The 15,252-nt window shown below is 39.7% G+C and carries 12 protein-coding genes; 9 read left to right on the forward strand and 3 right to left on the reverse strand.

Annotated features, from left to right (window positions below):
• The first annotated feature begins 21 nt into the window (after window positions 1-21).
• Window positions 22-1,398, forward strand: a complete 1,377-nt coding sequence (locus tag IGL31_RS02345) for an amino acid permease (RefSeq protein ID WP_002286768.1) — start codon at window positions 22-24, stop codon at window positions 1,396-1,398.
• 99 nt (window positions 1,399-1,497) lie between these two features.
• Here IGL31_RS02345 and IGL31_RS02350 read toward each other — a convergent pair whose 3' ends face one another.
• On the reverse strand, window positions 1,498-2,694 hold the full coding sequence (locus tag IGL31_RS02350; protein WP_002286766.1) for a toxic anion resistance protein: 1,197 nt from the start codon (window positions 2,692-2,694) through the stop codon (window positions 1,498-1,500).
• A gap of 123 nt (window positions 2,695-2,817) precedes the next feature.
• A complete protein-coding gene (locus tag IGL31_RS02355) occupies window positions 2,818-3,480 on the reverse strand; it encodes a 5-bromo-4-chloroindolyl phosphate hydrolysis family protein (protein WP_002286764.1) in 663 nt (220 codons plus the stop codon).
• A 227-nt stretch (window positions 3,481-3,707) separates the two neighbouring features.
• On the opposite strand from IGL31_RS02355, the gene IGL31_RS02360 reads away from it, so the two are divergent.
• From IGL31_RS02360 to IGL31_RS02380, 5 genes are all read left to right on the forward strand, one after another.
• A complete protein-coding gene (locus IGL31_RS02360; protein WP_002325125.1) occupies window positions 3,708-4,271 on the forward strand; it encodes an NUDIX hydrolase in 564 nt (187 codons plus the stop codon).
• A gap of 12 nt (window positions 4,272-4,283) precedes the next feature.
• Complete coding sequence (gene macP, locus IGL31_RS02365; RefSeq protein WP_002286760.1) at window positions 4,284-4,568, forward strand: cell wall synthase accessory phosphoprotein MacP; 285 nt, start codon at window positions 4,284-4,286, stop codon at window positions 4,566-4,568.
• 18 nt (window positions 4,569-4,586) lie between these two features.
• The gene (locus IGL31_RS02370; protein WP_002291218.1) at window positions 4,587-5,279 is read left to right on the forward strand and encodes a 5'-methylthioadenosine/adenosylhomocysteine nucleosidase; all 693 of its coding nucleotides are present in this window, start codon (window positions 4,587-4,589) and stop codon (window positions 5,277-5,279) included.
• Between the two features lie 11 nt (window positions 5,280-5,290).
• Entirely contained in the window at window positions 5,291-5,836 is a 546-nt protein-coding gene (locus IGL31_RS02375; protein ID WP_002291217.1) for a cysteine hydrolase family protein, read from the forward strand.
• A gap of 271 nt (window positions 5,837-6,107) precedes the next feature.
• Complete coding sequence (locus IGL31_RS02380) at window positions 6,108-9,410, forward strand: right-handed parallel beta-helix repeat-containing protein (protein ID WP_086299867.1); 3,303 nt, start codon at window positions 6,108-6,110, stop codon at window positions 9,408-9,410.
• A 417-nt stretch (window positions 9,411-9,827) separates the two neighbouring features.
• Here IGL31_RS02380 and IGL31_RS02385 read toward each other — a convergent pair whose 3' ends face one another.
• A complete protein-coding gene (locus tag IGL31_RS02385; RefSeq protein ID WP_002301660.1) occupies window positions 9,828-11,735 on the reverse strand; it encodes a M13 family metallopeptidase in 1,908 nt (635 codons plus the stop codon).
• Window positions 11,736-11,864: 129 nt separating this feature from the next.
• Here IGL31_RS02385 and IGL31_RS02390 point away from each other — a divergent pair, with 129 nt between their 5' ends.
• The 3 genes from IGL31_RS02390 (at window position 11,865) to IGL31_RS02400 (ending at window position 15,118) form a co-directional block, all read left to right on the forward strand.
• A complete protein-coding gene (locus tag IGL31_RS02390) occupies window positions 11,865-12,740 on the forward strand; it encodes a hypothetical protein (protein WP_002331654.1) in 876 nt (291 codons plus the stop codon).
• A gap of 79 nt (window positions 12,741-12,819) precedes the next feature.
• Window positions 12,820-13,794, forward strand: coding sequence for a ribose-phosphate diphosphokinase (locus IGL31_RS02395; RefSeq protein WP_002286741.1), 975 nt, complete (start codon window positions 12,820-12,822; stop codon window positions 13,792-13,794).
• A gap of 178 nt (window positions 13,795-13,972) precedes the next feature.
• Window positions 13,973-15,118: a cysteine desulfurase family protein gene (locus IGL31_RS02400; RefSeq protein WP_179189380.1), complete on the forward strand. Its 1,146-nt coding sequence runs from the start codon at window positions 13,973-13,975 to the stop codon at window positions 15,116-15,118.
• Window positions 15,119-15,252: the final 134 nt, after the last annotated feature.

A 15,252-nucleotide genomic window follows, 5' to 3' on the forward strand; every position in this document is an offset into this window, starting at 1 on the left:
CTAAAATGGGGAGGAACTTCAATGGATTTGTTTCGTAAGAAAGAGATCAATCTCAATCATACGAGTGAGATGAAAAAAGAACTAAAAACGTCTGATTTGATCATGCTTGGAATTGGTGCGATCATCGGTACGGGAATATTTGTGGTGACAGGGGTTGCGGCCAATCAAAATGCTGGTCCAGCACTGTCACTTTCATTTGTCTTAGCTGCAATCGTTGTCATTTTGTCTGGACTAAGTTTCGCAGAATTTGCTTCGCGAGTGCCAGTGATTGGTGGGCCATATGCCTATCTGTATGTTGTATTTGGTGAATTTGCTGCCTGGCTGACAGGGTGGTTGTTGATCGGGGAATTTTTACTAGCAGTTTCCTCTGTTGCTTCCGGATGGTCTGGCTATATGCAAGGTTTTTTGAAAAGTTTAGGGGCCGAACTTCCACAAGCATTAACTGGCGGGTACAATCCGGAAAATGGTACATACATTGACTTGATTGCGGTGCTCGTAGTGATATTCGTCACTTACATCGTGTCGCTTGAAGCCAAGAAAGCATTACGTTTGAATAATGCCATGGTATATGTCAAATTTGGTATCATCGCGTTGTTTATCATTGTAGGAATATTTTTCGTTAAACCTGATAACTGGCAGCCATTCATGCCTTTTGGTTTTTCCGGTGTGCTAGATGGTGCAGCTCTTGTGTTTTTTGCTTTCTTGGGATTTGATGCCGTTGCAATGGCAGCCGAGGAAGTCAAAAACCCGCAAAAAGATGTGCCAAGAGGAATCATTGGTTCGATACTGATTGCTACTGTCCTTTACATCATCGTGACGCTGATCTTGACAGGAATCGTTCCGTATACTGAACTAGGAGTCAATGACCCAGTGGCTTTTGCAATGAGGTATGTAGGACATGGAACAGTGGGCGCGGTGATCGCTGTAGGGGCAATTTTAACGCTACTGACGGTAACGATCTCGATGATGTATTCACTTGCTCGTTTACTGTTTGCTGTCAGCAAGGATGGCTTACTTCCTAAGTTTATGACAGAAATCGATCAAAAGCATCGTACACCGAAAAAAGCGACTTATGCCGCTGGTGTGGCAGCTGTATTCTTTGCCGGATTTTTCCCATTGAATGTATTAGCGGAACTAACGAATATCATGGCGCTCGCCTATTTGATGCTTGTTAGTCTAGGCTTACTGAAGTTGAGAAAAATGTTTGGCAAACCAAAAGCTGGAGAATTCAAAGTGCCATTCGTTCCGCTATTGCCAATCGTCTCCATCTTGACTTGTATTGTATTGATGCTTCGTCTGCAAACTGTGACATGGATCGTGTTCGGTATCGTAATGGTTATTGGACTGATCATTTATTTTGGCTATGGCTATGGACACAGCAAGATGAATGAGAAATAGACTCCAATGGAGAAGTTAGAAGAAAGATAAGAAAAACGCCCATCAACAGTTTATTACACTGTTGATGGGCGTTTGTTTTAGTAACAAGCGAAAGGTGATCTATTGGGTTAAATCCAACAGTTTTTGTTTCAGATCTTCTTCCATGTGTCCAAGCTCTACTTCTGCATGACGACGTTTTTCTTTTCCTTCTTTTTGGATACGCAATGTCTCTTGGATTGTTTCGATCAAATCATTTTGAGTGGTTTGAAGGGTCTCGATATCTACGATTCCACGTTCATTTTCTTTCGCTGTTTCGATGGCTGAGATTTTCAGCATTTCTGAATTTTTCTTCAATAAGTCGTTTGTTGTTTCAGAAACTTGGCGTTGAGCAGTTACTGCATCTTTTTGACGAAGCAAGGTCAATGCGATCACGACTTGGTTTTTCCACAGCGGAATGGCTGTAGCGATAGATGCTTGGATCTTTTCAGCCAAGGCCTGATTTGTGTTTTGGATCAAACGGATTTGTGGTGCTTGCTGGATCGTAATCTGTCTAGCTAAGCGAAGATCATGCGTACGTTTATCCAGACGATCTAGGAATTGCGTGTAATCATTGGCAATCTGAACATCCATCTGATCGCCAGTTTCTTCTGCTCTTTTCATCGCTTCTGGAATGATCGTTGTTTGAAGTTCTTCCATTTTCAATTCTCCAGCAGCGATATAAATATTCAGTGCATCAAAGTAGTCTTTGTTTTTCTGGTAAAGCTGTTCTAACATCAGATTATCTTTTAGCAGACCGTCTTTTTCTTTATCTAATTTCACTGAAATCTTGTCAATTTGTGCACCAATCTTTTGATATTTTGCTGTCACTTCATAGATCGATTGTTTGACCTTCCCGAAGACACGCTGGAAGATGTTCCCTTCTCCGGCACGCAGTTCGTCAGGATTGGCTTCTTGGAGACGATACATCAGTTCAGTTAAGGAATCTCCTACAGGACCAATATCTTGTGCTTGCACATGATTCAACATCGATTGTGAGAATTCACTTAATTTTGCTTGGGCAGCCGATCCGTAGCTGATGACAGACTGTGCATCATTAGCATCGATTTTTGCTGCTAGCTGTTTAGCTTGTTCTTGGCGTTCCGCCGGTAGTTTGTCAATTAAACGAGCAGCTGTCTGTTGCTCTTGGAGCTGATCAATCTCCGCTTGTTGTGAAGTGGTCAGCGTATCTGTTGGAGTTGAAAACGGGTTGTTCAATAAATCTTCAAGTGTATCGTTAACTGGTGTAACATCTTTTGTTTCAGTCGGTTTATGATCCATAAAAAATTCCTCCTTGTTGAATCTGTTCTCGATTCTTACATGAATGTCTCTACTTTAGAAAAAGTACTCGAAACAGCCAGACATCATCTGAATGTTCCGAGTCTTCTTTTATGAACAAAAGAGTTAATCCTTTTGTTCTGGTTCATATTTATTATCACGCTTTAAGCTCTGTTTCGCAACAGATATCTCTACGTCGATATCATCTAGATCTTCAGCAACGAATTTTTGATAATCTTGTGCGATTAAAGCTGACAGCTGGTCGATGATCTGCGCGCTTTCTTCTAGTTTTTCATAGGTCTGTTTGTTTTTGATCTCATGGTCATTGATCTCATTATACTTATTTGTCAAATCAACTAGATTCGGCAGATGCGTATAAAGAAACTGACTTGCTTCATGCAGTCGGTTTGGTTCTTTCACCAATTCTTTGAATAAAGCTTTTGCTGCTTTGACTGGATCATGGCGGAGATCGATTGCTTTAAGTTTGGCTGTCTGCTGCATATTCATTTGCAATTGATTGATCTCATTTTTTGTTTGATTCATTGTTTGTCGAAAAAATGAAATTTCATTCGCTGTCATACCGCTTTTTTCATAGTGAGTTTCAAGTTCGTCAGTCAGTGCAGGAATTTCTTCTTGTTTTCCCTTTTTCCTGCGCGAACCAAAGAGTCCCCACAAAACTAAAACTACACCTATCAATAAAAGTCCTAGAACAAAAGAAAAACTATTGTTTCGGACAAAGAGAAATAGCAAGACCAATGCTAGAAGCCACGGCCAATTTCGTTTTATCATAATAAACCCTCCATGTCATTTATCGTTGAGTATTGAATTCTTTTCGTTATTCGATTACATACTTATTTTAGCATACGGACTACTAGAAAGAGTATCGGACTAAAGAAGGATTTTCTATATTTAGAGAAAATCTAAGGTTTATCTATGGTAAACTAATAAGGAGTTTTTGAGAAAAATTGAAAAATGAAAAAAAAGCAGTTATGATTACAAAGAAAGCAGGAGAAGATATGCTGAACAATGAGCAATTTGAAGAAAAAACAATCAGTCGCAAAGAAATCTATAGCGGAAAAATTATTGATGTTGCTGTAGACGAAGTTCGTTTGCCAGATGGAGGAACTTCGAAGAGAGAACTGGTATTTCATCCTGGCGGTGTCGGGATCATTGCTTTTGACGAACAAGATCGTCTGCTTCTTGTCAAACAATTTCGAAAACCTTTAGAAAAAGTGATTTTGGAGATTCCAGCTGGAAAAATCGATCCAGGAGAAGGACAAAATCCCGAAATGACAGCAGCTAGAGAATTAGAAGAAGAAACTGGCTATCGTGCGAAGTCGCTGAGCCATCTTACTTCGATGTATCTTTCACCAGGTTTTGCAAATGAAGTCCTTCATATTTATCATGCACAAGGGGTAGAGAAGGTCGAGAATCCTTTAGCACAAGATGAAGACGAAGTACTGGAGTTGTATCATCTAACTCTTGAAGAGGCGCAACAAGCGATGAAAGATCAGTTGATTTGTGATGCAAAGACGATTTATGCGATTCAATACTGGGAACTATTGACCAAAGGAAAGTAGAGGGATCGGCTTATGGCCAAAGGACCGCTTATTACGCGAAGCGAACTTCGCAAGCGACAACAAGCACAAGCAAGCGAGTCATTAAAAAAACAGCGAAAAGCAGAAACAGCTTATCAGCAAGAAGAAAAAAAGATTGCCAGCTTTTATCGTAAAGAAAGCAAAAAGAATAAACCAATCACGAAAACAAGGATCAGCGAACGGGAAAAGACGACCAAATGGAACTCTTTTTTGATGAAATCTCTTATTATTGTTATCCTAATGTTATGTGTGGTTTTTTTAGCAATCGCATTTATATAGAAAGAAGGAATTAAAAAGATGAAAATCGGTATTATCGGCGCAATGGAAGAAGAAGTAAAAATTTTGAGAGAGAACCTAAGCGAACCATTATCATGGGAACGCGCAGGCGCTTTATTTATTTCAGGTTCATTAGGTAACCACGAAGTGATCGTCGTACGTTCCGGTATAGGAAAAGTCTTAGCATCTATTACCACAAGTCTGTTGATCCAACAATACGGCGTGAACATGGTGATCAATACAGGTTCAGCTGGCGGAATCGGTGAAGGCTTACAAGTAGGTGACATCGTTATATCAGACAAAGTAGCTTATTTTGATGCAGATGCAACAGGATTTGGCTACAAACCAGGACAATTACCAGGAATGCCTCTATATTATGAAGCAAGCACATATTTGCGCAGTGAAATGGTTAAAGCAGCAAAAGCAACGAATTTGAACGCAAAAGAAGGATTGATCGTTACAGGTGATACATTTGTCGACTCGCCAGATAAAATCAAAGAAATCTTAACGAATTTCCCTGAAGCATTAGCTTGCGAAATGGAAGGAGCCGCTGTTGGACAAACAGCTCGTCAGTTCAATATCCCATTTTTGATCGTACGTGCAATGAGCGACACAGCAGATCACTCGGCGACACAAAGCTTTGACGAATTTATCGAAGACGCAGGCAAACGATCAGCAGAAATGGTGATCGAATTTGTTAAACATCTCGTATAAGGAGGACTAAGATGAACGCATTGATCTCTATTGACTACACATATGATTTTGTTGCAGAGGATGGAAAGCTGACTACTGGGACAGCAGGACAAGTAATTGAAAAAAAGCTGACTGCTCATACAAAGAAGTTTATTGATCAAAAGGATTTTGTCGTTTTTGCCATTGATGCGCATGATCCAAAAGATTCCTTTCATCCGGAGAACCGCTTATTTCCTCCGCATAATGTGATAGGAACGGGTGGACGGGAATTGTACGGCTCTTTAAAAAGTTTATACCAAGACTATGAGCAAGAGGAAAATGTTTATTGGATAGACAAACGGCATTATTCCGCTTTTAGTGGAACAGATCTAGACATCCGTTTGCGAGAACGCCAGATCACAGATATTTATTTGACCGGCGTATGTACAGATATCTGTGTGTTGCATACAGCAGTCGATGCGTATAATCTAGGATACAAACTCCATATTTTCAAAGATGCCGTGGCAAGTTTCGATCCCGTTGGACATGAATGGGCATTGAGACATTTTGAATCCACACTAGGCGCAGAAATTTTATAAAAAAACAAAGTGATTTGATAAAATAAAAAGCACAAAATAATAAAAGAAGAGCATAAAACAAACGACTTTGTTTTATGCTCTTTTTTATACGTTATTTCAAAAAAATCTTATTCTTTTTACGTTAATAAATCTCTTTATTATCAACAACTTAAGTTATATTTTTTCTTTTTATAAAATACACTTATTATAATTTTGTTTTTTATTGACAGTAAAAATAAATTAGGTAATACTTTAAGTAAACGCTTTCTAATTTGTTACGGGAGGAATACACTTGTTAAAAAAACGTATAAAATACAGTGCGCTAATGATGAATCTCCTTATGCTCAGTACCCCGGTTTTAATTTCTGTCGTTGAAGTTGCTGCTAACGAACAACAGTCTGTGAACGAAGAAAATGCACACGTGAACATTGAAGGGATGTCAACAATGGAGGAAGTACCAAGAACTAGTGAAGATATGGATACGGAAGAAGGAAATGATCCTATGATGAAAGAATCAGAAAATGAAAAGACAAAAAAGCAATCTGAAGAAGCAAATGAAGAGTGGAAAGGGGTTGTTTTCGGAGAAAGCACAAGTGCTAGTAGGTATACCATTGAACCATTAGAAGACGGCGTGCGGCTCTCTTCCACGAATAACGGCGGAAAATTCCAGTCAAGCGGATCAGATGGAATGACCTATTATTATCAAGCAATCCCCAAAGACATCAACTTTAGGATGCGGGCGACGATCGAAATAGAATCTTGGACCTATACGAATGCCCAAGAAGGATTTGCTTTAATGGTAAGAGACGCAGTACCAAAAGATCATTTGTTTGGGCAGGCATTTTATTCAAATTCATTTGCCATACTAGGCAGTCGGATCGAATATGTCTGGGACTCGGATAGACAAGAAGTGGTCAACACGAGCGGCAGCAAATATACGATGCGACTTGGATTGGGGACACGGGCAATCACAGGAATATCATCTGAAGATCCGCAAGCTGCGCCAGCTCCTGGGAGTGTCTCAGTGGAAACAACACCTTTAGAGACTTCAGCAGGGTTCTTGGAAAAAGAAACAGGTTCTTATAATATATTCGGAAACGGTCATGGGAATCTGTTTCCGGCCACGAACTCGATTACTAAACTGGACGTAGAGATGAAAAAAACGAATACTGGTTTAGAGGCATATTATTACGATCCTGAAACAGGAGAAGAAATGGCTTCTGACATCATGTATGACTGGGAAAAATTATACGCTTCAGATGAATCGGTTATTTATGCAGGATTTGCTGCAGCAAGGAATATGACGATCAAGGTAGAAGGAATCGAAGTTGCTTACTCAGATCCTGCGACAGATCCTCCTGGGCAAGAAAGACCTACTCGCTTGATTGATCCGATTTACACTGTGACCTCTAGTAATCATTCAGGAAACCAAGATCATACTATGTCCTTTAGAGCAAATGCTGACGGATTATTGACAATTAAAAATAAAGCAACAGGAGAGGTGCTTAAGAACGCAAAAAACTTGGCTATCACTGCGAATCGGGAATTTGATTATCAGACAAAACTGATGGAAGGAACGAACGAATTTACTTTCAGTTTTATGCCAGATAAAAACTATCCGCCAGAAGAATACGTAGAGATGACTAGTTATGAAACAAAAGAGATTCTGCATACAGTTGACTACCGTAAACCTAACTATTCGACAGTTTATGTAACACCGGAAGGGTCAGATACAGGAAACGGAAGCAGACAAAATCCGTTATCTCTGACGCAAGCATTGAGATACGCATATGCTGGGCAGACAATCGTCCTGGCTCCTGGAACTTATTCCTTTGAAAGAGGATTGACGATTCCAAAAGGAGTTAACGGGACAAGAGAAAACCCGATTCAATTGATTGCAGAGAAAAATCCAGAAAACAAGCGACCTGTACTTGATTTTAAAGGAACTGGAAATGGGATGACACTGTTTAGTCATTACTGGGTTTTACGTGGGTTTGACGTTACAAATAGTGCCGCTATGCAAAAAGGATTGCAGATTTCTGGAAACCATAATTTGATTGAAGAGATCCATGCTTATCGGAATGGAAATACAGGAATCCAAATCAGTGGTAGCTCAAATGATCCTTTCGAAGCATGGCCAGCGCATAACTTAGTCAAGAACTGTACATCTTTTGAAAATGCCGATCCAGGATTTGAAGATGCCGATGGATTTGCGGCCAAACTGACAATAGGAGAAGGGAATGTATTTGACGGTTGTATCGCTTATCATAATGCAGATGATGGTTGGGATCTTTTTGCTAAAAATGAAACAGGTTCAATCGGGAAAGTAGTCATCAAAAACTCAGTTGCTTATCGAAACGGTTGGGTACCGGGAGTTGAAGGAGAAGGGAACGGTAATGGATTCAAAATGGGTGGTTCCTCTTTATCGGGCCCTCATGAATTGATCAATAGTTTGTCTTTCGAAAATCTTGCAAAAGGAATCGATTCCAATAGCGGAACAGATATTATCGTCAATAGCAGTACAAGTTTTAATAACGGTTCATATAATGTGGCTCTTTATACCTCTTCGGCAGGAAACACAGACTTCCATGCTTCTGGTATCTTATCTTTCCGAACAGAAAATCTTGAGATGAGAGAGCAGATCCGCCCATTGAATCAAAACGAAGATCAAATCTATCACTCGTTGAACTACTATTGGAATGAACGAGAGAAACAATCAGAAAATACTCTTGGACATACCGTATCAAAAGATTGGATCGAATCTCTAAATACACATTCGCAAGAAGGGCAGCAGCCTGTTACTCGCTATGCGAATGGAAGCATCCATGTCCATGGATTGATGCAAATCAAACCGGAGAATCGTCAAACAGAAAAGGGAAGAGTAGATGGTCTTCCACTATCTGTAGGTGCTACTTTTGACGGAGAAACCTCACCGTCTTCGGAGTATCCAGAATATGCAATCGTACAAGAACCAAATCAGACAAAACCAAATGAACAAAATAATCCGATTATTATACAAGAAGCAAATGGTGTGGCGGAGAATGCAGAAGGAAATATCATTGAACTGAAGCCTTTTACAGTTTTTGTGTCAACTTTCACACCAAATCAAGGAACGCCTGTCTTTGAAGATATGCGTTATTTCCCAGAAAAGATCCAAATCGTTGAAACACAGTCAAGTGCTCAATTTTCTAATCATACCGCTATTTTTTCAGCACCTTCAAAAGGAGAATATACGCTAGAAGTCACTTATCGTTCGGAAATATTTGATGGGGAAAAATGGTCTGCTCATACAGAATCTGTTACCCAGCAAAAAGCGATCACTGTGCGAGAAACTGCCGATGTTCCCCCGGGAAATGACAAACCAGAAAGAGAAAATCCAGGAAATGAATCACCAAATGGAAAACCAAATGGAAAACCAAATGGAAAACCAAATGGAAAACCTTCTCATCCGGATAGGACAGCAAAAGAAAGTGAAAAAAATGGCACTCAAGGACTCCCAAAAACGGGAGAATTTAATAACCCGTTGCTAGCATTAGCTGGAGGAATTTTGTTAATCGGTGTAGTTGTTTATGTCATGAAACAGCGAAAAAAATAAGTGGAATTTCTCCTTTTATGATGTAAAACAATTGACTGAGGAAAGTAAAAATAGAAGGAAATGAGACCAATAGATGTCTCACTTCCTTCTATCTTTTTATAGATGAGGTTCTCCTTGCTGCTTTTGATTGGCTGTTCTTATTACTTGATGCAGGACAGCTTTTTCACAATCTCTCCACTAAACGGTGTTCAATCAGCTGACCCTCGGTATTAGCTCAACAAACGGCAAAATATGAAGAACTATTTTTCCGTTTTTTTCTCTAATACTCAGGTCAGGACGCTGATTTCACAACCTCTCGATAAACGGTGTTCAAAAGCCAGTTTCTCAGTAGTAAGTCAAATTTATGCAAAAATGTGGAAAGCTATTTTCACAAAATTTTTCTTACTACTTGAAACTAAGCGGCTTTTTCACAACCTCTTACCAGATTCGCACTCTTTTTTCTGGCGCTAGATACATAGCGTCTTGTTCCGTGATACCAAATGTTTCATAGAATTCGTCAAGGTTTTTTGGTTGCACGTTTGCTCGGAGTTTAGCAGGGGCATGGACATCGATTTGCAGTAAAAGTTGTTGGTATTCTTTTTTTGCTTTTGTACGCCAAATCGTTGCCCAATTGACAAAGAATTCCTCGATAGAAAGATCTGATTCCGTTTTTGCTGCTTCCAATGCACAGCTTAGACCGCCTGCATCAGCAATATTTTCCGAAACGGTTAATTTTCCGTTTACTTTTCCGTCAGCAAAAGGCAGACCATCGAATTCTTCGATCATTGCTTGTGCTTTGTTTTGAAATTGTGTAAGATCTTCTTCTGTCCACCAGTTGTTCAAGTTGCCATATTCGTCAAATAAAGCGCCGTTATTATCAAATGCATGGGAAATCTCATGAGCGATAACAGCTCCGATTCCACCATAATTAGCAGAGCTTGATTGTTCTAGACTGTAAAATGGTGCTTGAAGGATCGCTGCCGGAAAGACGATCACATTCCGAAATGGATGATAATAAGCATTGACCGTGTCAGCACTCATTTCCCATTCTGAACGATCCACTGGTTTGTTCCATTTGCTGAAACGATCTTTTAATGTGAGTTTGCTGAAAACAAGAGTATTTGAAAGCAAAGTACCACCCTGATCTGCAGGTACTGTTTTGAACTGGTCGAATAATGCTGGGATCTTATCGGGGTAGCCTACTTGGATACCTAAGTTATTTAATTTTATGACGGCTTTTTCTTTTGTTGCATCCCCAAGCCAGTCATTTTCTTCTAGACGTTTTTTATAAACGGCGATCATTTTTTTCACCATTTGTTCTACGTCTTTTTTAGCAGCTTCGCCAAAATATTTTTTTCCGTAGTAATCGCCAACTACTTGATCGAATTGTCCAGAGGCAAGGTAATACGCTGCTTTTTTCTGAGGCATTGCTTCGTCTGTTCCAGACAATACGCGAGAATAGATTCCGCTGACTTGGCGGAATTCTTCTGATAGATAACCACTAAGAGAACGTACTGTTTTAATGATCATCCAGCTTTTGAATAACGGAAAATGAGCTTCTGTCAGGATGTCATTCAAATGATCGAAGTACACTGGATCAGTTACGATCACTTTATCTGGAGTTGTCCCAATCAAACCCGTGACAAGTTTTTTCAAGTCCAGTTTATCTGTGTATTGAATAAATGTATCAAAAGATTGCGGATTATACATTTTGCTGTAATCTGCGTTTTCTTCTGCACTTTTTACATGAGGAGCAATCAATTTATCAAATTGCACTGCTTGTTCTGTGATTGCTTCTGCCTGACTTTTTTCTTTGCCGGCAAGCTCTAATAACTGAACAGCCATATCAAAGAAAACGCCTATTAGTTGTGCACCGTTGGGATGGTCTGATGCATAATACGTCTTATCTGGAAGGAATAAAGAAGGCGGATAAGCAAAGAAGGCGTTCGTTTGCGCATTCTTCATATCTGCATCTACATCCAGATTAAATGGCAATGGTAATGTATCCAACAGCCATTCTGGAAATTGCTCATTCAATTCGTCGAAAGACTGCAATGATTCAACTTTTTCGATTATAGGTTGAAGTGGTTGAGCATGCAACTCATTTCTTCGGTCATAATCGTTTGCCAGTTGATAATATGCAAGGAAATGTTTCATTTTTTCTGAAGACACTTTTTCTGGATGGGCAAGCAGATCGTCTGTTTCTCCCATCAAAAGTTGGTCGATCCCGTCAACTAAATCTTGGAAACCGCCTGTAGCTGGTTTATCTGCAGGGATTTTTGCTGTTTTTTGCCATTCTTCATTGACTGCTTCATAGAAATCTTGTTTCAATCGTTCTTTGTTCATTCATCGATCGCTCCTTTTTTGTTTCGTGTGCCCATTATCTTACAAAATGAAGGAATTAACAAATAGAACATAAAAAATTGAAAATTCGAACAATCAAACTGATTTGTTTTTTTCAATCCTTCACTTATAATGAAAAAAAGGAGGCGATCCCAACTGAATCAAGTAGTGGATAAACCTTTATATTTCAAAGTAGATAAAAAAATTAAAAAATTAGCCAGCACTCAGCAGCTGCAGTCAAGAAAAAGTAAATTGCTTTTTTTAGCTCTGGTTTTTGAAGATCAAAGTTATGTGATTATCGATCAATCAGGACATCCGGTAGAATATTCTCCAGCAAAATATACTTATCAAGAGGGTCTTTCTTGTAAAAAATGGAAGCTGATCAATGAAGAGCCAATCGAGTTATCTAGATGGATCAACAGAAAAGAAGATATTCCCGCTTTGATCGAAGAAAAAAGGTCAGGAAAGGAACTCGCAAATTGCTGGGTGGGATTGCCAGAAGAACGTTTTTTGAGGTATAAGAAATGGGCTACCCCCTCAGGCTATCTTTGTGGTACTTACGCGGCAGCAGTTCTCCTTGCCTATTATCAAGACTATCGTAAGGGGTGGATGCTTCCAAATGAGATTCGCAAGAAAAATACGGCTGATTCGTTGGTTTTGACGAAGGCATTGCGTAGCCAGATCCAACCACTAGGACTTCCTACGATTCCTTTTCAGGTTAGTACAGGGATTTCTAGTTTTTTAAAGAAGAATGGCAATCATGAGCGTGCACGAGCAACTCTTCTAGGTTCATGGCAGCGAGCTACAAAACGTATACGTGAAGGCAAACCTGTGATGATTGGTATTTTGAAAGTACTTGGCAGTACATATGGCAATCATTGGGTGACAGCGTACGCTTATTTTGAAACTGAAACAGGAGAACGTTATTACAAAGTACACGACAACTGGGGCGATTATCATAAAGTCATTCCTGCCAGTTGGAGTAACGGAACAGTTTCACTTCCTTAAGAATTTGCTGAAATTAACAGAAAATCTTGGAAAAATATGTTAAACTATCGAAGAATAGAGAAGTTTTGGGGAGGACTACATGAGTAATAAGTATCAGGATGACACGTTGAAGATTTTTAGTTTGAATGGCAACCGTCCATTAGCTGAAAAAATCGCGAAAGTGTTCGGAACAGAATTAGGTAAAAGCGTCGTGAAGCAATTTAGTGATGGCGAGATTTCCATCAATATCGAAGAAAGTATTCGAGGGGATCATGTGTATATCGTTCAATCAACGAATGCACCTGTCAATGACTACTATATGGAACTACTGATCATGATCGATGCAATGAAGCGAGCAAGTGCGAAAACGATCAATGTCGTATTGCCTTACTATGGGTATGCTAGGCAAGACCGCACGGCGAAACCTCATGAACCGATCACTGCGAAATTGATCGCTAACTTGATCGAAGAAGCAGGGGCAACTCGAGTACTGACTTTAGATCTGCACACGGTTCAAGTACAAGGATTCTTTGATATTCCTGTAGATAATTTATTTACGATGCCGTTGTTTGCTCATTATTACCGTCAATTAGGTCTGACGGGAGATGACATCGTAGTTGTTTCGCCAAAAAACAGCGGTGTTCAGCGTGCACGTAGTCTTTCAGAATATTTGAACAGCACATTAGCCATCGTAGATCATGCAGATGATGCTTCAACTGAGGGTGGTTATGTGATCGGTGATGTTCAAGGAAAGACATGTATCATGGTAGATGATATCTTGAACACAGGAGCAACGCTTGCACGAGCAGCAAATGTATTAAAAGAAAACGGCGCAAAAGAAGTATATGCCTGTGCGTCACATGGATTATTGTCCGATCATGCGAAAAGTATTTTAGACAATGCACCAATCAAAGATATTTGTATCACTGATTCTGTTTTCACAGAAGAAAATCGTCATCCAGAAAACTTAACAATCGTTACATGTTCAGAATTAATGGGAGAAGCGGTCAAACGCATCCATGAAAATACACCGATGAGTCCGTTATTCCGTCTGGAAGAAAAAGAATTCGAATAAACAAAAAAAGAGGGAACGAAGTTGTGACACAAGTGAGCAGCTTCAAGGAGCTGCGACAAGACTTTTGTCACAGCTCCTTTTTTCTATGCCCATGAAACGTCCTCTAGACAAAAATGAGCTCTTCTTTGGTTTGTTCGCTATTTTATGCTAGAATGTGCCTAGCAATAATTTGGAAGGGATGAATGAAGTGAAAACTATTTATCTGGATCATGCGGCAACTACCCCCATGCATCCACAAGTAATTGAAGCGATGACGGCAATCATGCAAGACACGTTTGGAAATCCTTCAAGCATACATGGATTTGGTCGCCACGCGCATGAAAAATTGGAAACAGCAAGACAAATCATTGCAGACAGTCTGCAAGCAAAACCTCACGAGATCATCTTTAATAGTGGTGGAACAGAAGGGGATAATACAGCTATCTTAGAAACAGCGTTCTCGCGTCAAAAAGAAGGCAGACATCTAATCACTACAGCTATCGAACATCCTGCTGTTCTTAATACCATGAAATATTTAGAGACAAAGGGGTTTGACGTTACATATCTGCCTGTAGATGAAAAAGGGAATCTGTCGATCGAAGAGGTCAAAAAAGCGTTACGAGAAGATACGATCTTGGTCTCTGTGATGTACGGGAACAATGAAATCGGAAATTTGATGCCAATCAAAGAAATCGGTGAACTTTTAGCGGATCATCCAGCTTATTTCCATACAGATGCGGTACAAGCGTACGGAAACCAAACGATCCATCCAGAAGAATTAGGAATCGATTTATTAAGTATCTCTGCTCATAAAATCAATGGGCCAAAAGGCGTCGGTTTCTTATATAAACGAGACGGAGTAAATATCCCTGCATTGCTTTTAGGCGGGGAGCAGGAAGAAAAGCGGCGTGCAGGTACAGAAAATTTAGCAGGGATCTGGGGTATGGCAAAAGCAGTTGAACTGCTGTCATCTGAAGAACGTGAAGCACGTAACAACAAATATAAAGGATTCCAGCAATTGATTCTTGATACATTAGAAGCAAACGAAATCCCTTATCAAGTAAATGGTGATTTAACGAATAAACTCCCTCATGTGTTGAATCTTCGCTTAATTGGCGAAGCAAATGATTTGCTACTGATGAAGCTTGATATTAATGGGGTCGCTATTTCTACTGGTTCAGCTTGTACAGCAGGAAATATCGAGCCTTCACACGTATTAGAAGCAATGTATGGAGAAGATACACCGATACTAAAAGAATCCATCCGTATCAGCTTTGGTTTGGGAAATACCGAAGACGACATCCAGTATTTCCTTGATCAATTAGTTCGTGCTGTCAAAAAATAACTAGTGAAGTCATTCTTATATGAACAGATGTCTGAGAGAACGCCTTCATTTTTTAGGGAACTTAACTGAAAAACCTAGTAAAAATCAGGATAAACTTTTATAATAAAGAGAAACTAATTTTATCGAGGTGAAAA

Source organism: Enterococcus sp. MSG3290 (genome assembly GCF_050555565.1).
Taxonomy (GTDB): Bacteria; Bacillota; Bacilli; order Lactobacillales; family Enterococcaceae; genus Enterococcus_B; species Enterococcus_B faecium.